Here is an 18,666-nt window from a genome sequence, read left to right on the forward strand (position 1 = left end):
CGAGGTGACTTATCGTGTGGCGTGAACCTATCAGGCGGCGGACCCGCGAACTCCTCCGGGAGTTCGTGGACAGGGCAGATGAGCTGGTGCGGACCCAGGAGCATGTGGAGGGGCTGCTCGGCGCGGTCGTGTCCCTTTCGGAAGATCTGAGCCTTGAAGCAGTCCTGGACCGGGTGGTGCAATCTGCGTGCGAACTCGTTGGCGCCAGGTACGGTGCCTTGGGCGTCATCGGTGACGACCAGCAGCTCAGCCACTTCATTACGGTGGGCATCGATGAGGACGGTTCGCGGGTCATCGGTGATCTTCCCACCGGCCACGGGGTACTCGGGCAGCTGATCCGTGAACCCAAACCCTTGCGGCTCCATGACCTGGGCGAGCACCCGATTGCGGTCGGGTTTCCTGCCAACCACCCGCCCATGAAGACCTTTTTGGGCGTTCCGGTCCGGGTCCGGGACACGGTCTTTGGCAACCTCTACCTGACCGAGAAGATCGACGGCCAGGACTTCACTGCCGAGGATGAGGACTTGGCAGTTGCGCTCGCCTCCGCCGCGGGTGTGGCGATCCAGAACGCCCGCCTTTACGAGGACAGCAGCGCCCGCCAGCGTTGGCTCGAGGCGGGCATGGACGTCAGTGACCGGCTCAAGGCCAATCCGCGGTCCGACACCGAAAACCTGGAGATGATCGCCGAAGGGGCAATGCATGCCTCCGCCTCGGCGCTGTCCATGATCGCGTCCGTGGCCGCGGACGGGAGCCTGCGGTGCCGGACTTCCCTGGGCGTGCAATCGATACCGGCAGGACAGGAACTCCCAGCGTCGGCAGCCTTCGACCAGGTGCTGGAGTCGCGGCAACCCAGGATCTTTACCGACGCCCGGCACGTGTTCGACGCCCCATCGGCAGAAAAACTCGGTCCGGTGCTGGTGGCCGCCCTGGGCAGCGACGCCGACGGCCAGGGCGACAACGTACTGGTCCTGGCCCGCGCGTCCGGAGCCGCGCGGTACACGGACGTGGACGTTGAACAGAGCGCCGTGTTCGCCTCCCGGATTGGCCTGACGCTTGAACTGCTCAAAGCCAACCAGCTGCGCGAAGAACACGCGCTGTTCATCGACCGGGAACGGATTGCTGCGGACCTGCACGACCTCGTCATCCAGCGGCTTTTCGCTGCCGGCCTGAGCATCCAGAGCCTGCGCCGCTACACCTCGGACCCGGACGCCCACGAGCGCCGTGTTGCCGGCATCACCGCCGAGCTTGATGACTGCATCCATCAGCTCCGCGATACCATCTACTCGCTCCAGGCGCGGCAGCCCGACAGCGAGCTGCTCAGCGGCCGCGTCCTGCGCGCCGTCCTGGAGGCTGCCAATGCCGCCGGCTTCCTGCCGAGGGCCCAGTTGTCCGGGCCCATCGACCTGGTGGGCGACGAGGTGGCCGAACAGCTGCTGCCGGTGCTGACGGAAAGCGTCAGCAACGCGGTACGGCATTCGGGATCAGAGGATATCCAGGTAATGCTGGCCGCCCTGGAGGGCGAGGTTGTTCTCACGGTGCGCGACCATGGGCGGGGTTTTGAAAATCCCGCACGGGTCAGCGGGTTGGACAACATGAAGAACCGTGCCATCCGCCTGGGCGGCAGCTGCGTCATCGACAGTGCCCCCGGCGAGGGCACGAAAGTGACATGGAGGGTGCCCCTGTCCTCAACTCACGTGTAGCCAAACGGACGCTGCATCGCCTGGCCGCGGCGCCTGAAGCCCAGCTTGTACAGCACGGAGGACACGCAGGCAGCCACCGCGTCATCAGCCAGGGTCATCTCCTGCCCGATCTGCTTGTTGGTAAAGCCACGGGCCATAAACGCCAGCACGTTCCGCTCCACTGCCGTCATCGATTTCAGCCATGCGGCGGAGGCGGTGGCGTAAAGGCTGTCAGCGACCCGCTCCCTGACGCCGGGCAGGAGAAGCTGTTTCCCGGCGATGACGCTTCGGACACTGTTGACAATGCTGTCTTTATCGCCCACCTGCATGAGCACGTAACCGGTTGCATCCGCCAGGACTGCTGCCCGCAGGGCATGGTGTTCATCCCTGCTGGTGAGGATCAGGCATTTCACGTGCGGAGCGGTGGCCCGGAGGCCGCGGCACACCTCGATGCCCGTACCGTCGCTCAGCCTGTCGTCCAGCAGCACCAGTTCCGGTTCCAGGATGTGGATGAGGCGCGTGGCTTCCGCCGCGGAGCCGCTTTCGCCAACGATTTCGAACCCGTGGTGTTCCAGCAGGTCCCGGAGCCCCTGCCGCAACAATGCATGGTCGTTGAGGATGAAGATCCGGACCGCCCCGATCCGCGCCCGATCCCCGTCCGTCTGTGTTGCTGGTGTGTCCATGGTGACGCCCTCGCTGGCTTGATTCCCTTCCCGGCCGCCTGTTCACTGCAGCCGCCGGGGCCGGGAGGAACCTCACTTCATCATCCTGCAGGGCGGCGCGGGCCGTCAGGGTCCAAAGTCCGGTGCCGGCGCGTTACTTTGGTCCGGCCGAGCTGGGGCTCCCACGGTGGAAGGCTGGGGCTTTGTGCCCTGTCGGGCGCCGAGGACCCCGCCCTAGCCTGAATTAAGCAGGCGGTTCCCAACTGCCTGCCGTACCCGGGAGGCGTACCGTGAAATCGACAAACGCGAGCATCATTGCAGGCATCGTCCTCATCGCGCTGGGTGTGCTGTTACTGCTGGACCGGCTTGGCGTCACGGACAGCGGGGCCTTCGTGGCACCACTGATTTTCGCGGCGGTGGGGGTCCTGTTCGCGTCCCTGTTCGTGCGGCGCCGGGAAAACTGGTGGGCGGCCATCCCGGGCTCGGTCTTCCTTGGCCTCGCCGCCGTCATCGTAGCGACCCAACTCACGGACGGTGCCTGGGGCGCGGCGCTCCTGTTCGTCTTCATGGGTGGTGGATTCGCAGCCGTGTACCTGCGCGAGCGCAGCAACTGGTGGGCACTGATCCCCTCCGGGGTCATGCTCACCCTGGCCGTCATCGTGGCACTCCCGCAGGCGATGCAGGGGACACCCACTGCAGCTGTACTGTTCGTTGGCCTGGCGGCCACGTTCGGTGTGCTGTCCTTGGTTCCGGTCCATGCCGCGGACCGCCCCGGCGGTCACGAGCGGATGACGTGGCCGCTGGTCCCGGCCGGCATCCTCGCCGCCATGGGCGTGATCTTCATCCTGCAGTCCGCGGCGGTGCTCATCCCCTTGGACTTCGCGTTCCCGGCGGTCATGATCCTGGCAGGAATCGCCCTGATGGTTTACGCGTACCTCGCCCACCGTGACGGGCGGCAGAAGGCCCACCGGCCCGGCCCCACCGTCGGGTAGGCTCAGCCGGCCGCTTCGGCCCGCTCCCAATGCCCGCGGAGCAGTCCGGCGACGCGGTCCGGTTCCACGCGGTGTGGAGGATCGAAGTGGTGCCGGTCCGGAAACACCTCCAGGCGGAAGTCGGGAAAGACCGTGGAAAGCCTGTCCGCGATCTCCCCGTAATCGTCGGGGTTGCTGAGGCCGCCCAGTACGAACAGCACGGGCTTGCGGAAGGCGGCCAGGCGGTCCCGGTCCAGCTGGTAGGTGCCGAATGTCCGGAGGAAAGCGGTGATCCCGGCTGGCCGTTTCGCCATCCAGGGCAGGGGCGGCCCTGGCTGCGGCCTGAGTTCCACGCCGGGCCGGACTCCGAGCCGCATGAATCCTGCCATGAACTGCTCCGGCGGCAGTCCGTCCAGTTTCGAGTACTCCTTCCACAGCTCGGCGTGCGCCGGGCTCCAATCCCAGTTCCCGGCCCAGGCCGGCTCGAGCAGGGCCAGGCTGCGGAGCCGGCCCGGGTGCGAGGCCGCCAGCGCCAGTGCCGCCGCGCCGCCGCCGGAGTAGCCCACCAGGTGGAAGGTGTCCCAGCCGCGGGCGTCGGCCTCGCGCAGCACCCCGTCCGCTTCGGTGTCCAGGGTCCAACCCGGCGGCGGGGCGTCGCCGGCATACAGTTCGAGGTCTTTGGCGATCGCGTCAGCGTCCGGGCCGAGGGCCTCCAGCAGGCCGTCATAGGCCGGGCCTGCGGGGAGGACACTTCCGGGGAGCAGGATCGCGCGGAACGGTTTCACAACTTGACCTCCGTTGGGTGTGGGTCAGCCTCGCGCTGCCAGGTGTTCGGTCACGTATTCGGCGTCCGGGCCCACGCCAACCAAAGTGGCGGAAATGTGCCGGGTGAGCCACGGGAGCCCGACGGCGTACAGGCCCGGGTGCTCGGTGACCCCTTTGCTGTGGCGGGGGTAGCTCCACGCGTCCAGGAGCGGAAGGTCCAGCATGCTGAAGTCCAGCGCATAACCGGTGGACCAGATGATGGACGTGATTCCTTCTTCGCCAAGGTCCAACCTGGAACCTGATCCGGTGGGCTGCCAGCTGTCCGGTTCCGCTGCTTCTGCGTCCGGGGCGTCGATCCCCGCGGCGTCGATGTAGGCGTCAAAGAGCTTCTTGAAGCGCTGGCTGAACCCGGCCTCCGCAGCAGCCAGGCGCTGGGCGACGTCGTCCGTGAAGACGGGGACACCGTCGTCGACACCCTCAAACCGGCCGTGCAGCCGGACGCCGCGCCGGCCCAGTCCTCGCAGCCGGACGCTGTGCCCGCCCCCGGTACCGGACAGCAGCGGGTTGCACATGAACCGCCCGGCGGGGGAGGGCAGCTGGTCCACCAGTAGCGCGTTGATGCCGTAATCCGGGCCATGGACGTTCACCTCCCGGATCCAGTGGAAGATGTCCTGGCCGCGGTAACGGCGCGGCGCCTCCGGGCAGGACGACACGGACAGGTGCACGGTACGGCCGGCGTCGAGCAGGTCCTCCGTGATCTGCCCGCCCGACTGCCCCGTCCCCACCACCAGGACTGCGCCATCGGGCAGTTGATCCGGGGCGCGGTAGTCATGGCTGTGCAGTTGCAGGACCTCCGGGGAGATTCCGACGGCGGCGGCCGGGGTCCGCGGGCGCTGGAACGCGCCGCTGGCCAGCACCACGTTCCGGGCCGCCCAGGTTCCCTGGCTTGTCCGGACGGCGAACCCGGCTTCCGTCGGGGTGATCCGGGTGACCCCGGTGTCCAGGTCCACTGGAGCGTCGATGTCCCTGGCGTAACCGCGGAAAAACCCGATGGTGGCTTCCTTGGTCAGGAACCCGTCCGGGTCGCTCCCTGCATAGGGTGACCCCGGCAGGTCGACGGAGAAGTTCGGCGTGTTCAGGTAGAAGGAGTCCCACCGGTCCTGCCAGGCGCCGCCGAGAGCGGGCCGCTGCTCCAGGATGCGGTGCTCCACTCCGCGCTGCGCCAGCCAGTAGCTGGTGGCCAGGCCCGCCTGGCCCGCGCCCACCACCACGGTGTGGGTGTCCTCCCGGGGACCTGCGGAAGCAGACATGGCTACCCTGCCGCCGTCCCGCGCCCGGCCCGGGCTTTGGGTTCCTTGGGCGGCAGGGTGGAGACGTAGTCCAGGGCTTTCCCGGCCCACGCACGCGCCCGGGTGTCGTCGCCGTCGCCCTCTTCGTTCCAGACTTCCGGCAGCCCGGTGTAGCCGCCCATGGGTCGCTCCGCGGGTCCGAACGGCACTGTCCGCTCGGAAGACTCCAGCAACTCCTTGTCCTCCCGGGAAAGCTTCACCCCGATGGTGGAACCGAACAGGCCGGCGAACATGTTGCCATTGACGAACGCGCCGAGGTTGCCGAACATCGGCTTCACCACCACGCCCGGATGATCGGGAACAACGCGCCGGAAGCGGTCCTTTTCTTCCTCCGTTGCTTTGGGCATTTCCATGGCGTGACCTCCCGGTGGCGGCGTCTTTGTCCGCGGATATGGATGCAGGATATGCCTGTTCGCGGGTGGGGTCGAGGGCCGGATGCCCCGGCATATCGGCGCCAAGCAGGCCCGGGCAGGCCGGCCCCCGATCCTGAATTAGGTATGGGACCAATCTCCTGTAGAGTTGAGCCTGTTGTTGTGTTTATGCAGTTGGTAGTTCAGGCAGTACGCGCGGTCGAAAGTCCGTGTTCTTCTGAAGTAGCGGTTTTTGAACACCCCACGCCGGAGGGCCCGAAAGTCGGGATTTTCCCTCCACCTTCACGAAGGACAAAATAATGGCTACTGGTACCGTCAAATGGTTTAACGCTGAAAAGGGCTTCGGCTTCATTTCCCCGGACGACTCCTCGCAGGACGTTTTCGCGCACTACTCCGCGATCAACTCCAACGGCTTCCGCTCCCTCGAAGAGAACCAGAAGGTTTCCTTCGACACCGAGCAGGGCCCCAAGGGTCCCCAGGCTACCAACATCCAGGCTCTCTAATTTCTTAGGGTTCCGGGACCGTTAGGTTTCCAGCAGGGCTTGCCGTTACCGGCAAGCCCTGCTTTTTGTTAACCCGGGTGTGCGGGTTCCCGGCCACCCTGCTCCCATGGGCGGCCGGCGCCGGGTCAACCGAGCTCGGCGAGGACGGCGGCAACCCTGCGGGCGCGTGTCCCTTCGGTCCGTGCCCCGGTCACGGCCAGCACATGGCGCCGCTGATTGCTGTAGGAGAGGGACTGGAAACGCTCCGCCGCGGCAGGACTGGCGGCCAGGTCTTCAGGTACGTCCACCGACCGCGGGGCATCGTCCCGGATCAGATCCACGGCCACCTCATCGCCGGCGTTGATGCCCGCGAGCTTGCGGATCTCCGCGCTCACCGGAACCTTGGGCACGCCTTTCATGGTGGCCACCGTACTCGGGTATTCCACCTCGTTGATGGTGACGCGGACAGGGATGCGCTTGCCTCCGCCGAGGGCGTCGACCACGTCGTCAGGGACGCGGATGCCGGTGGCAGTGGCGCCGTCGAGCTGGACGGTGGCGGTGAACTTCATGGTTGGCTCCTGGAAGAGTTGCGGCCGGACGAATGCTGCGATGAACAAGTCCACCACGGACCCCGTACCCGAGGACAGCGGTTTGCCTTCTCGACAAACGTCGGTTGAAGGAGCAATCTGAAAGGTGCGAGCCCCTGCCGCGTGGCAAGCCACGGCGGCGGCGTGTGAACAAAAAAGATTCAACCTCTGCGACACCAGTTGGGGTGGTGCATGTCCGGCGCATTGACGCGCCGGAACCGGTGCCCGTGCCCCCAGGCCGGGCGTCCGGCACCCTGTTACTCCAAAATCAGTGGCCTGTTCGGCCCGTGGGTTGAGTTGGACCGGCTACCGCTGCATCGGCCTCGGGCCGAATACCGTTCAAGAGAGCGTTGCCATGAAGCAAAACCGGGGAAACACAACAAGATTCAACAAACTCGCATTTATTGTCGCCTTCGCTGTCGCATTACTGGCCTCCATGGCCGCGGCGGGTCCGGCATCGGCCAGCGGCTGGGGCCCGCGGACCTGGCAGGTACAGGTGGGCTCTGAGTCCCGCGACATGGAAATCCAGGGAATGTCATTCCTTCCGTCGGAGATCTTTATCAATGAGCACGACACCATCACCTGGGAGGCAAACGCCGCGGAGATCCACACGGTGACCTTCCTGGCGGCCGGCCAGCCGCTGGAGCCTTTCAACCCGTTCAACGCCGATGAGCTGCTCAAGCGCGGCGGGGACAGCTACGACGGGCACTCGTACTACAACTCCGGCCTCCTTTCGAACGTCACGGTGCCGGGTTTCCCTGTCACCACAAGCTACAGCCTGACGTTCCCGCGGGAGGGCGACTTCACCTATTACTGCCTGGTCCACGGCGAGGTAATGAAGGGCATGGTCCACGTCCGCGAACATGGCACCGACTACCCGTACAGCCAAGCTGACTACAACAAGGCATCACGGGCCCAGGCCCGGGCCATCCTCCAGGACGGGCACCAGCTCGACGCTTCGCTGGCAGCACAGGCCACCAACCATCGGGTCCTCGCCGGCGGCGACGACGGCGTTGCAATGGTCATGCGCTTCGTCCGGCCCAGCGTGACGGTGCATGTGGGCGAAACAGTGGTGTTCGCCAACACCGGGATGGGTGCGCCCCACACGGTCACCTTCGGCACCGAACCGGCGAATATCTTCGCTCCGTCGGGAACGCCGACGAACTTCACTGGTGGCGACCTCAACTCCGGCATCATTCCGCCGGGCGGCGAGTTCTCAGTGACTTTCACGGCTGCGGGGACGTTCAAGTACATCTGCGCACTCCATGACTTTATGGGCATGATGGGCCAGGTGAAGGTGGTCGACTGACAACCAACTGCAGCGATGGTCCGGCCGGGGCGGTGCTTTCCGGCCGGACCATCGGCGCCTACCGTGTGATCACACTGAATACCGCGTCGGTCCGGTTGAGGGTGTTTGCGTCGTTGGCCCGTATGGACAGCGATGCGAAGGATGAACCGCTGGCCGCCAGTCCTGCGTAGTCACCTACGAAGAACCCTCGGGCCGAGGGCGCGGTCATCATGTCCGATGGGCCATGGACGTGTGTTTCGCCCCCGAGAGCAAGGGATCCCACGGGGGAGGAGGTGAACCAGTAATCGGTTGGCAGCGTACTGGTGTTCCCGGCGGTGAGGCTCCGGAAGTCGTAGTATGCCACCGCGACGTTCCCGCCGGCGACGCGAACGCTGGGGGTGAACGCCGGGACGCCGTGGGGAGTGTTGGCCCGCTGCGGTGCGCTCCAGGTTACGCCGCCGTCAGTCGACGTCGAGATCGCGATTTCGTCGTAGCGGCCGCCATTGAATCGTGAATCCTGCCACACAACGTACAGTTGCCCGGTGGCGGGATCTACGGCCGGCTCCGGGATAATGTCACCTGTCCGGACAGGCGCTCCGGTGTTCGGGTCGGTAACCCCGGCAGTGTCCAGCTTCGCGATGACCTGAGGCGCCGTCCAGCTGGTGCCACCGTCTGTCGATTTGGTGTAGGCCACGTTGAGGCCGTGCAACTTGTCGATACCGTTTTGGCCCGTGCCCAGGATGAGGTCGAAGAAGTTGTACAGTGTCCCGTCCGCGCCCACCACGATCTGGTTGCCGATGGTCTGCTGTTTGTTGTCGGTGGGAACGATGACCGCCGGGGCGCTCCAGGTGACGCCCGCGTCTGTCGTCTTGGAGAAGAGCGTCGGTCCCGTGTAGGCGGCAGCGTGGGCCGCTGACCGCGGATTGTCGGTCGGAGATACGAGACGATCCCACACGGCGTAGGCGGTGCCAGGAACCTGGGGGTCGGCCGTGACCGACTCCTTGTCATTGAAGAACTGGGCCGATCCGAGGTCTTCAATCAAGGCTTGTGGCGTACTCCATGTTGCTCCGCCATCGTGCGAGGTCGAGGCGAGGACAGCATTGTCGTAGCCGACACCCTGGAAAGAGATGGACACCGAATATGCCGTGCCGTCCGGTCCGATCGAGACCCAGGGGTCGGACGCGCGGTCGTAGCGGGTGGGGTCTCCGGGGGCGCACACCGAGAACGGCTGTGCTGCCTCATTCCAGGTCTTGCCCCCGTTCGTGGAGTATCCGGCCACAAGGCCCCGCGCTCCGCCGTCCGACCAGCGGTCCTGCTGCCACACCCCAATAATGTTGTTGGAGTGTTGCGGATTGACGGCAACCCAAGGCTCGACCTCGGCGTTCGTGTAGTTCACGGCGCCCGGCGCGGAGCCTGCATTGCAGCTTGAGAACGGGCTGGGTCCGCTGGTAACCGTTGGGGGAGTGAGCGTCGCGGCTGCGGCTCCGCTCATGTTTAGGATGAGTGCTGCCGGCAGCATGGTGAGCAATGCGGCTGCGCGCGCGTATCTCTGGATCACTGGGTTTTCCTATCGGGGAAAGGTCTGATGCGGCGACGACCCCAAGGGGCCGTACAGGAGACCGGTGCGTTCCACAAAGAACCAATGTTGGGAGTCAGGGAACGCTCGGCACGAGGGCACGGAGCCGGCCCTGCGGGGAAGCCCGCTGAGCCGGGGTTGGACGCGTCCGCTGTTCGTGGGAGCAGGCCACAAGGTCCGTCGGTTCCGGCGTCGGTGCCCGCAGCGGATAGGTTTGCGGAAGGCCTGGATCCGGCGGCGCCGCTTGTCCATGCAGTAAAGAGCACCATACGGTTGTTCACCACGCAAGGGCGCGCGTCCGGCAGATTCGGGTAGTCGAAGGGCATCAGATCCATGCCCTGCCGGGAACACCGTGCGCCCCGCCGTCGTTGTTTCCGTTGGTGTGCTTTTCCGGTGCGCCGCCCGCCGACCGAAGGACACCCCTTGACTCCTCGCACCATCGTGATTACCGGCGCCAGCGACGGGATCGGCGCGGCAGCCGCCCGGACGCTGGCCAAGGCAGGGGAACAGGTGGTCGTCGTCGGCCGGTCTGCGGAGAAGACCCGCGCCCTGGCCGCTGAGATCGGCGCGGACCACCACCTGGCCGACTTCGCGGACCTGGCCCAGGTCCGTGCCCTGGCCGACACCCTGCGCTCCACCTACCCCCGCATCGACGTCCTGGCCAACAACGCCGGCGGCATGATGGGCAAGCGCACGCTCACCGTGGACGGCAACGAGCTGACATTCCAGGTCAACCACCTGGCCCCGTTCCTGCTCACCACCTCCCTTATGGACACGCTGACCGCCAGCAACGCGAAGATCATCAACACCGCCAGCGCCGCCAACTTCTCCGGCAAAGTAGACCTGTTCGACCTCAACGCCGAGCACGGGTACCGCACCTTCCGCGCCTACGGCACGGGCAAGCTGGCCAACATCCTCTTCACCTCCGAGCTGCACCGCCGCTTCCACGAACAAGGAATCACGACGGCGGCCTTCCACCCGGGCGTGGTGCGCACCAACTTCGCGGCGAACTCCAGCAGCCCCTTCCGGCACGCCTACAAGAGCGTGGCCAACCGCTTCATGCTCAGCCCCGACCAGGGTGCCGACACCATGCTGTGGCTCATCAAGGGGACGGCCGGTACCGACTGGATTTCCGGCGCCTATTACGCCAAGCGCGCCCTGGCCAAAGCCAACCGGCAGGCCTACGACGCCGACCTGGCACGCGGGCTGTGGGAGAAGAGCGAAGAACTGGTTAAAGCCGCAGCCTAAGCCGCGGCTGAGGTGCGGGGACTGATGATCTGCGAGGAGGCTCCCAAATAACCCCTCCGGTTCAGGCCGGGTTGGCCGGCCCGTCGGTTCCCGTTCACCGGCTGTCGCGAGGCTCTCTTGGTGAGTTCACCATGCAAAGCCCACGAGGGCGAAAGTATTTCCCTGTCCCCTTCCCGCCGCGGATTCCTGGCGGCCGCGCTGGCCGGCGCCGCCGTATCGCTGGCCCCCATGTCATTCGCGGCCGCGGACGCGGGCACCAGCAAGACCCAGACCATCACCGGCCACCTCGATCCTGGTGCCGCCGACTTTGTGTACCTCCCTGTCCAGGTCCCGGCCGGGGTCAACAAGATCAGCGTGTCCTACAGCTACAGCAAGCCCACGGTCGCTCCGGGGCTGCTGTCCAATGCCTGCGACATCGGCGTCTTTGACGAAAAGGGCACCGACGTTGCGGGCAAGGGGTTCCGCGGCTGGTCGGGCGGCTTCCGGACCGAGTTCTTCATCAGTGCCGCCGAAGCTACCCCCGGCTACCTTCCCGGACCTGTCGGCAAGGGCACCTGGAACATCGCCCTGGGCCCCTACCAGGTAGCCGACCAGGGCATGGACTACACCGTCAATGTCACCCTTGAGTACGGTGCCGACGGCAAGCCGTTCCAGCCGCAGTATCCGCCGAGGCAGGTCGCCGGCCGGGGCGCGGCCTGGTACCGGGGGGACGCGCATCTTCACACCATCTACTCGGACGGCAAGCGCACCCCCGCCGAGGTCGCGGCCGGCGCACGCGCAGCGAAGCTCGATTTCATGATCAGCACCGACCACAACACCCCTGCCTCCCACGGCATCTGGGGTCCGCTGGCCGGGGACGACCTGCTGATCCTCACCGGCGAGGAAGTCACCACCCGCAACGGCCACTACCTTGCCCTGGGGATTGAACCCGGGGACTGGATCGACTGGCGCTACCGCGCCCGCGACAAGGGCTTCGAGCAGGAGGCGCAGCACATCCACGCGTCCGGTGGACTGGTGGTCCCGGCGCACCCCTACTGCCCCTATGTCGCATGCCGCTGGAAGTTCGGCTACGACGACGCGGACGCCGTCGAGGTGTGGACCGGTCCGTGGACCGCCGATGACGAGTACGCCATCAACACCTGGGACTCCATGCTGGCCCACTCCGTCCGCACCGGCGGCCGCTGGGTCCCGGCCATGGGCAACAGCGACGCGCACAGCGAGCCCCAGGTCATCGGCCTGCCGCACAACGTGGTCAACGCCGCAGCGCTCTCCCATGACGCCGTCCTGGAGGGCATCCGCAACGGGCGCAGCTGGATCGCCGAGTCCGCCGGCATCTCCCTGGACTTCAGCGTGTCCGCGGGCGGACGGAAGGCAGGTGTCGGGGAGCGGCTGGACGTCAAGGCCGACTCACCGGTGACGGTCAGCCTCGACGTCACCGGCGTCCCCAACGGCGTCATCCGCATCATCACCGACGAAGGGCAGACCCAGCAGGTCACCCTGCCGGCCTCGGGCCAAGGAACCCATACCTGGGTCACCACCGCGCAGCTCTCCGCCTACGTCCGGGCCGAGGTACGCCACCCCATGGCCGACGGCAGTGCCAGCAACGGCACCAACATGGGCACGACGTTGCTGCTTGGCCCCATGGCCGCGCTGACCAACCCGATCTTCCTCGGCGGAAAATAAGCTTCACCGTTAAACACCAGGGGCCGGGCCGCGAATTCGCGGCCCGGCCCCTGGTGTTTAACCCGTGGGGGAGAGGTCAGTGGCCGGAGTTGTCCGATCCGCTGCCCTGGACGTTGCCGTTGTGGCTGATGGAGGCGACGGCGCCGGACTGTTCGTTCAGGAGCACCTTGTCGTTGCGCTCATGGTGGAAGTTGAACATGGCGTCCACCGATCCTGCTGCAGCGTCGGCCGAGGAGTCACCGATCTGGCCGGTGTGCCAGTTGTCCTCGATGAACCGCAGGATGGAGGCCTGGTCGGTTTCGGTGTGGTCCACGAAGTTCTTCTTCGCGTACGGAGAGATGACCACCAGCGGCTGCCGGGGGCCGGGGCCGCAACGGTCGGCGTAGCCGCCTGCCACCGGGACGCCGTTCGCGGCGGCATTCAGGCACCATGCGGCGTCGTCGGATCCGGTGGAGGCGTTCTTCGGCTGGGTGGCGACGTGGTCGTACCAGCCGTCGGAGTCGTCATAGGCGAGCACGATGGCGGTGTTGTCCCAGTTCTTGGACTGCTGGATCTGGTTGACGGTCTTGGTGATGAAGTTCTGCTCGTCCACGGGATCCGAGTACGCCGCGTGGCCGTCCTGGAACATCCCCGCTTTGAGGAAGGAGACTGCGGGCATGTTGTCGCTGTCCACCACCTTGCTGAAGTCAGTCAGGTCGTACTGGTGGTTGGCCTGGCCATCGTGGCCGATCTCCGCGTCGGAGGCCGGGGCCAGGTGGTGCGGGTTGGCCGTGGACTTGTAGTACTGGAACGGCTGGTGATGCGGGGAGTAGTCCACCACGGAGGCGCCGGCAGCGTTGGTGTGGCTGGTCAGGCACGACGCCGGGGCCGTGGCCGTCGCGGGGGTGGTGGGGGCGAAGCCGCCCTGGAACCATCCCCAGGATGTTCCCTGGGCGTTGAGCAGGTCGCCGATGTTCCTGCCGGTCATGCCGGCCAGGTTGTTGGCCTTGGCGTGGCTGTTGTTGGAGCAGTCGTCGTAGACGGGGTCGGGGTCATTGATCACGGTGCCCACGCCGTTGGCGTCCGGCTGCCGCACGGCGCTGCTTCCAGCGGCCGGCGTGGCGACGGGCGCTCCGGCGGCGTCGTACTCCTTGACGCCGTGGGTTTGGCCCGAGACCAGGTTCAGCGCGCCGGGGGTGGACGGGCCGAAGACGGTGCTGAAGTGGTTGTCGCTCATGGCGTAGTTCTGGGCGTAGTTCCAGATGCCGGTGACCGTGTTTCCGTCGTAGTAATCCATGGTCAGGCCGGGACGTCCGTATTGGTTGGTGCCGCACGCGTCACGGCTGGTGAACTGGACGAACTTGTCCATCGCCCCGCCGTTGTAGGCGTTCTGTTCGGCTTTGTAGCCGTGGTCCTGGTCGCAGGTGACGGCCTGCATGGGGGAGAGCCGCGCGGGCTGGACGGAGTTGGGGTTCTTCGGTGCCATCAGTCCTGCATTGGCCAGGGTGTTGATGTCCTTGGGGGTGTCCTGCGAGGCGGTGAACTTGGCTGCCGGGGCACCGGAGCCCTGCTGGGTTTCCCCTGCGGTGTTCGCCGCGTTGGGGTAGGTGGCGAAGTAGTGGTCGAATGACACGTTCTCCTGGAAGAGCACCACCACGTGCTTGATCGGCGTCGCCGTGTCGTCGTGGGTGCCGGCGGTGGCCGGGGCGGCGCCGAAGCCGACCAGCCCGGCGGTCAGTGCGGAGGCGGCCAAGGCGGCCGCGCCGGTGGCGGCGGTGACGCTTTTCCTGGTGAATCTGGGTGCCGGATAAGGCATGGGGTATCCAATCGTTCCTGTGGGGTGTACCGCCGCGGCTTGCGGCAGGTGCGGGGAGTGCTACTTTGCGGGGGTGGCGTCGGCCTCGTAGGTGAGGATTTCGGTGCCGTTGCCTTCATCGCCGTTGTCGGGGGCCACCGTCATAGTGAGGTGTCCGCCGTTGGCGGTCATTTTGAACGGGTTGCGGGTGGCGACGTGCCCGGCAGTGGACCACTGCTGGAACGGGACCTCACGGGTCACCTGGTGCGACTTCAGGTCGATCATCGCCATGCCGCCCAGCTCGTAGGTGGCAGCGGTTCCACCTGCCTGCGGGGTTTGCGGAAGGTTGGTGACCCCGCCGCAGAGCATCCTGGCGTTGGGAACGTACTGGCAGTCCTGGTAGTCGATGAAGTAGTTCGGGTTCTCCCAGGTGGAGAGCTCCTTGCCCTGCAGGTCCCATTCCGCGAACCGCCGGGAGCCCCAGGTGTTCCCCACGAGGTGGCCGGTCTGCTGGTCCAGGACGATGCCGCCGAAGTGGTCCTTGACCTCGAACTGCTTGTGGACGTCCAGGGTCTGCGCATCCACCTTGTAGATGATGGCGCTGCTGTCCGGCCGGTACTGCGCTACCGGCACCCAGACGTTGGTGCCGTCGAAGTCGATGCCGCCGGGGTGGTACATGTCACCCTCGCCGAGGGTGATGTCTTTTTGCAGGTTCCCGGCTTTGTCCATGACGAACAGGTGGCCGATGCCCTTGCCCGGCGTACGGTCGTAACCGTCCTGCGGGGTGGGGTACTTGACCGTGGGTTCGAGGATCTGGACGGCCGAGAGGAAGATATGGTCCTGGCTGTAGGCGATTCCCTCGGTGTGGTAGGTGGGGAAGTTCAGTTTCAGCTTGGACGTTTGCTTCCAGGCCGTGGCCCGGGTGAGGGAGCCGAAGGCGTCCGCCAGGTCGGTGTTTGTTTCATGGTGGGTCCCGGACGCGGGGCTGCTGCCCGTGTCCGGGGTGTCCGCTTGGGCGGCCACTGTACCGGCGGCCGCACAGGCGGCGACCATCAGGGACGCTGCCACGGTGAGGGCGCGGCGCGTGGGTTTGAAGCTCATGGGGCCTCTTAAGGTTGGGGTCTCAACAGGAGCTCTCAAGTTACTAATGGGTAATGAACCGGGCATGGCGCACCGGTGAACTGCCGTTGTCGCCGGACTGTCCGGTTGGCGCGTTTCCGCCGAACGGTCCTCTGTGGCCCTTAGCCTTCCTGCCTCGCCAGCGCATCGCCGATGACCCGTGCCCCGTCCGGATACGCGCCCGGGTTGGGACCCGAAAAGTTCAGCCGGATGAAGGCGCCGGTGGGTTCCGCAGGGAACCACTCCGTGCCGGCGGCGATGATCACTCCGGCATCTTCGCAGTCGCGAGCCAGCCGCGGGAGGTCAGTGCCATCGGGCAGGCGCACCCAGAGGTTCAGTCCGCCGCGGGGGAGATGGTCGATGTGGGCTTGGGGGACGTGTTCGCCGATGCTGGTGGCCAGCAGGTCCCGGCGCGACTGGAGCTGTTGCCGGAGGCTGCGCAGGTGCGTCTGCCACCCTGGCTGGGTCACCACGTCCAGGGCGGCGGCCTGGAGGAGTCCGCTGACGTACATGGACTCCGCCGCACGCTGGCCAAGGATGCGTTCCCGTGCCGGGCCCCGGGCAATGACCGCCGCGATACGGATGGCAGTGGAGACGCTTTTGGTCAGGGACCGGATATAGACCACGTGGCCGGAGTCATCCCGGGTGGCCAGCGGCACCGGATCGGAGGTGATGCCGAAATCGTGCGCCCAGTCGTCCTCCACCAGGAACGCGCCGTGCAGGCGGGCCACGTCCAGGATCTCAGCGCCGCGTTCCGCTGCCCACTGTGTGCCGGTGGGGTTGGCGTAGTTGGGCTGGACATAGAACGCCCGGGCTCCGGTCTCGGCGAAGGCGCGGTCCACCTCTGCGGGGTCGGGTCCGTCCGGCCCGGTGGGTACCGGCACCAGGCGTACCCCGGTCTGTGCGGCGGCCAGGATGGCGCCCCAGTAGGACGGCGATTCGATGAGCATCGGCTGCCCGGACCCCACGAGTGCGCGGAAGATGGAGCTCAGTCCGCTCTGGCTTCCCGGCAGCACGATGACGTCGTTGGGGGTGGGCGGCGTAACGCCCACCGGGGTTGCCTGCCCCAGTTCGCGGGCGAACCACTGCTGCAGTTCCGGCATCCCGGCCGCGGGCGGGCGTGACAACGCGGCGTCACCGCGGGCAGCACGTGCCAGCGCTGCCCGCACCAGCCGTTCGGGGAGCAGTTCACGGTCCGGGTATCCCGAGTGCAGCCAGATGGCATCGCCGGGAACGCTGCGCATGGTGCTTGACGACGACGGCAGCGGCGAGGACGGCGACCGCAGCGCTGCGGTCTGCCAGCCATAGTCGGAGGGGCGCGCCGTCCGGACCGCCCGGACGAAGGTGCCGACGCCGGGCCAGCTTTCAATCAGTTCCTGCGCTGCCAGGCTCTGCAGGGCCTTCTGCACCGTGACCGGGCTTGCCTGGTGTTCGGCCACCAGTTGCCGGGTGGATGGCAGCCGGGCGCCGGGAGCGGCGCTGCTGATCCACTGCCGGAGTGCCGCAGTGATGCGTGAACTGCTATCGTTGTTCATGAAAGAACATAGTAGCGCTACCGTACTGGAGCGCCCAGCGATACCGCAGAGGATGTCCACCGGAGTCTGGTGGGGGCTCCTTGGCGTGGCAGCCTTTTCCTTCACCGTACCCTTCACCCGTGTGGCCGTGGCCGGGATCCCGCCGTTGTTCATTGGCTCGGGGCGTGCCGTTGTCGCCGCTGTCCTCGCCGCCGCAGCGCTTGCCCTGGCCCGGCAACGGCTGCCCCGCCGCGGCACCTGGCTGCGCCTTGCCCTCGTGGCCGGAGGCGTCGTCGCGGGCTTCCCGCTACTGACGTCCTACGCCCTCACCGCCGTGCCGGCCGGGCATGGTGCCGTGGTCATCGCCCTGTTGCCCGCGGCGACGGCGACGGTGGCAGTCCTGCGGACGGGCGAGCGCCCGGCCGCCGCCTTCTGGGTGGTCATGGCGCTTGGTTCGCTGGCGGCGCTCGCCTTCGCGTTCGTGCAGTCCGGCGGCGTCGGGCATTTGCAGTGGGCCGACCTCCTGCTGTTGGCAGCGGTGGCCTGCGCCGCCGTCGGATACGCCGAAGGGGGACTGCTGGCCCGTGAACTGGGGTCGTGGCAAACCATCGCCTGGGCCCTGGTCCTCGCCGCCCCGGCCATGCTGGTCCTGGCCGTCGCTTCCGTCCTCAGCCAGCCGCCGTCGGCCACGCCTGTCCAATGGGCAGCCTTTGGCTACCTGGCCGTTGTCAGCATGTTCTTCGGCTTCTTCGCCTGGTACCGGGGGCTGGCCATTGGCCCCATGGCCCAGGTCAGCCAGATCCAGCTGCTGCAACCGGTCCTCAGCATCGGCTGGGCGGCGCTGCTGCTGGGGGAGGCGCTCACCTGGACTACCGTGCTGGGCGCCTTTGCCGTCATCTTCTGCGCTGCCGCGGCCGTCCGCGTCCGCCTCAAACGTCCAGCCCGCTAGCCTTAAAAGGAGCACCCGTGTACATCCCCGCCCACTTCGCCGCCGACCCCGAAACTGTCCACACCCTGTTGGGCCGGCCCGGCGCCGCCAACCTCATCACCATGACCGACCAAGGCCTGCTGGCAACGCTGCTGCCTTTCGCCTTCAACCCGGGGGTGGGGGCACACGGTGCCCTGCAGGCGCACATGGCACGCAACAACCCGCAGTGGTCCAGCCTGCCAACCGGCGAAGCGCTCGCCATTATCCAGGGCCCCGACGACTACATTTCGCCGTCGTGGTACGCCGCCAAGGCCGAGCACGGCCGCGTGGTGCCCACCTGGAACTACGCCACCGTGCATGTTTACGGCGAGCTGGTGATCCATGACGACGCCGGTTGGCTGGCACGGCATGTAAGGCACCTGACCGGCCTGCATGAGGACGGCCGGGAGCGCCCCTGGGCCGTGGACGATGCGCCGGAGAAGTTCATTGCCGGGCAGTTGCGGGCGATTGTGGGCGTGGAACTGCTGGTCACCCGGATCGAGGCGAAGGAGAAGCTGAGCCAAAACCGTTCCGACGCCGATGCCGCCGGCGTGGCGGCGGGCCTTCGGGGCTGCGGGCGGGAAGCCGGGGCTGCCGCCGTGGAACGCGCCCGCAGGAACTGACCCCTTCG

The 18,666-nt window shown here is 66.8% G+C and carries 17 protein-coding genes; 8 read left to right on the plus strand and 9 right to left on the minus strand.

The genetic code is table 11. The features are described from left to right. The first annotated feature begins 14 nt into the window (after window positions 1-14). Window positions 15-1,700, plus strand: a complete 1,686-nt coding sequence (locus QRN53_RS15455; RefSeq protein WP_285244722.1) for a GAF domain-containing sensor histidine kinase — start codon at window positions 15-17, stop codon at window positions 1,698-1,700. Here the strand turns inward: QRN53_RS15455 and QRN53_RS15460 are convergent. Continuing rightward, complete coding sequence (locus tag QRN53_RS15460) at window positions 1,691-2,362, minus strand: response regulator (RefSeq protein WP_285244723.1); 672 nt, start codon at window positions 2,360-2,362, stop codon at window positions 1,691-1,693. The genes QRN53_RS15455 and QRN53_RS15460 overlap by 10 nt on opposite strands. A 269-nt stretch (window positions 2,363-2,631) precedes the next feature. Between QRN53_RS15460 and QRN53_RS15465 the strand changes: the two genes are divergently transcribed. Further along, window positions 2,632-3,333, plus strand: coding sequence for a hypothetical protein (locus QRN53_RS15465; protein WP_285244724.1), 702 nt, complete (start codon window positions 2,632-2,634; stop codon window positions 3,331-3,333). 2 nt (window positions 3,334-3,335) lie between these two features. On the opposite strand, the gene QRN53_RS15470 is transcribed toward QRN53_RS15465, so the two are convergent. Genes QRN53_RS15470 through QRN53_RS15480 form a run of 3 tightly spaced genes read right to left on the minus strand, consistent with a single transcriptional unit; the run spans window position 3,336 to window position 5,779 of the window. Next, on the minus strand, window positions 3,336-4,097 hold the full coding sequence (locus tag QRN53_RS15470) for an alpha/beta fold hydrolase (RefSeq protein ID WP_285244725.1): 762 nt from the start codon (window positions 4,095-4,097) through the stop codon (window positions 3,336-3,338). A 24-nt stretch (window positions 4,098-4,121) separates the two neighbouring features. Next, window positions 4,122-5,387 carry a flavin-containing monooxygenase gene (locus tag QRN53_RS15475; RefSeq protein ID WP_285244726.1) on the minus strand — a complete coding sequence of 422 codons (1,266 nt, stop codon included), beginning with the start codon at window positions 5,385-5,387 and terminating at the stop codon, window positions 4,122-4,124. Window positions 5,388-5,389: 2 nt separating this feature from the next. Beyond that, entirely contained in the window at window positions 5,390-5,779 is a 390-nt protein-coding gene (locus QRN53_RS15480; protein ID WP_285244727.1) for a TfoX/Sxy family protein, read from the minus strand. Window positions 5,780-6,096: 317 nt separating this feature from the next. On the opposite strand from QRN53_RS15480, the gene QRN53_RS15485 reads away from it, so the two are divergent. Beyond that, window positions 6,097-6,300 carry a cold-shock protein gene (locus tag QRN53_RS15485; RefSeq protein ID WP_009372930.1) on the plus strand — a complete coding sequence of 68 codons (204 nt, stop codon included), beginning with the start codon at window positions 6,097-6,099 and terminating at the stop codon, window positions 6,298-6,300. 125 nt (window positions 6,301-6,425) lie between these two features. Here the strand turns inward: QRN53_RS15485 and QRN53_RS15490 are convergent, their stop codons facing one another. Next, a complete protein-coding gene (locus QRN53_RS15490) occupies window positions 6,426-6,848 on the minus strand; it encodes a YdeI/OmpD-associated family protein (protein ID WP_285244728.1) in 423 nt (140 codons plus the stop codon). A gap of 373 nt (window positions 6,849-7,221) precedes the next feature. Between QRN53_RS15490 and QRN53_RS15495 the strand changes: the two genes are divergently transcribed. Next, window positions 7,222-8,175, plus strand: a complete 954-nt coding sequence (locus tag QRN53_RS15495; protein ID WP_285244729.1) for a plastocyanin/azurin family copper-binding protein — start codon at window positions 7,222-7,224, stop codon at window positions 8,173-8,175. Between the two features lie 58 nt (window positions 8,176-8,233). On the opposite strand, the gene QRN53_RS15500 is transcribed toward QRN53_RS15495, so the two are convergent. Then, entirely contained in the window at window positions 8,234-9,712 is a 1,479-nt protein-coding gene (locus QRN53_RS15500; RefSeq protein WP_285244730.1) for a sialidase family protein, read from the minus strand. Between the two features lie 441 nt (window positions 9,713-10,153). Between QRN53_RS15500 and QRN53_RS15505 the strand changes: the two genes are divergently transcribed. Together QRN53_RS15505 and QRN53_RS15510 are read left to right on the plus strand one after the other, a co-directional pair. Further along, window positions 10,154-10,978, plus strand: a complete 825-nt coding sequence (locus tag QRN53_RS15505) for an SDR family NAD(P)-dependent oxidoreductase (protein WP_285244731.1) — start codon at window positions 10,154-10,156, stop codon at window positions 10,976-10,978. Window positions 10,979-11,098: 120 nt separating this feature from the next. Continuing rightward, window positions 11,099-12,661 (plus strand): CehA/McbA family metallohydrolase, encoded by a 1,563-nt coding sequence (locus QRN53_RS15510; protein ID WP_285244732.1) that lies wholly within the window; start codon window positions 11,099-11,101, stop codon window positions 12,659-12,661. Between the two features lie 76 nt (window positions 12,662-12,737). Here QRN53_RS15510 and QRN53_RS15515 read toward each other — a convergent pair whose 3' ends face one another. From QRN53_RS15515 to QRN53_RS15525, 3 genes are all read right to left on the minus strand, one after another. Further along, on the minus strand, window positions 12,738-14,456 hold the full coding sequence (locus tag QRN53_RS15515) for a phospholipase C (RefSeq protein ID WP_285244733.1): 1,719 nt from the start codon (window positions 14,454-14,456) through the stop codon (window positions 12,738-12,740). Window positions 14,457-14,516: 60 nt separating this feature from the next. After that, window positions 14,517-15,536 carry a DUF6454 family protein gene (locus QRN53_RS15520; RefSeq protein ID WP_285244734.1) on the minus strand — a complete coding sequence of 340 codons (1,020 nt, stop codon included), beginning with the start codon at window positions 15,534-15,536 and terminating at the stop codon, window positions 14,517-14,519. A gap of 140 nt (window positions 15,537-15,676) precedes the next feature. Further along, on the minus strand, window positions 15,677-17,089 hold the full coding sequence (locus QRN53_RS15525) for an aminotransferase-like domain-containing protein (protein WP_285244735.1): 1,413 nt from the start codon (window positions 17,087-17,089) through the stop codon (window positions 15,677-15,679). Window positions 17,090-17,141: 52 nt separating this feature from the next. On the opposite strand from QRN53_RS15525, the gene QRN53_RS15530 reads away from it, so the two are divergent. Then, complete coding sequence (locus QRN53_RS15530) at window positions 17,142-18,017, plus strand: DMT family transporter (RefSeq protein ID WP_285244736.1); 876 nt, start codon at window positions 17,142-17,144, stop codon at window positions 18,015-18,017. Window positions 18,018-18,034: 17 nt separating this feature from the next. Further along, window positions 18,035-18,658: an FMN-binding negative transcriptional regulator gene (locus QRN53_RS15535; protein ID WP_285244737.1), complete on the plus strand. Its 624-nt coding sequence runs from the start codon at window positions 18,035-18,037 to the stop codon at window positions 18,656-18,658. The last annotated feature ends 8 nt before the right edge of the window (window positions 18,659-18,666 follow it).

Origin of the sequence: Pseudarthrobacter sp. fls2-241-R2A-127, assembly GCF_030209355.1 — a bacterium.
Taxonomy (GTDB): Bacteria; Actinomycetota; Actinomycetes; order Actinomycetales; family Micrococcaceae; genus Arthrobacter.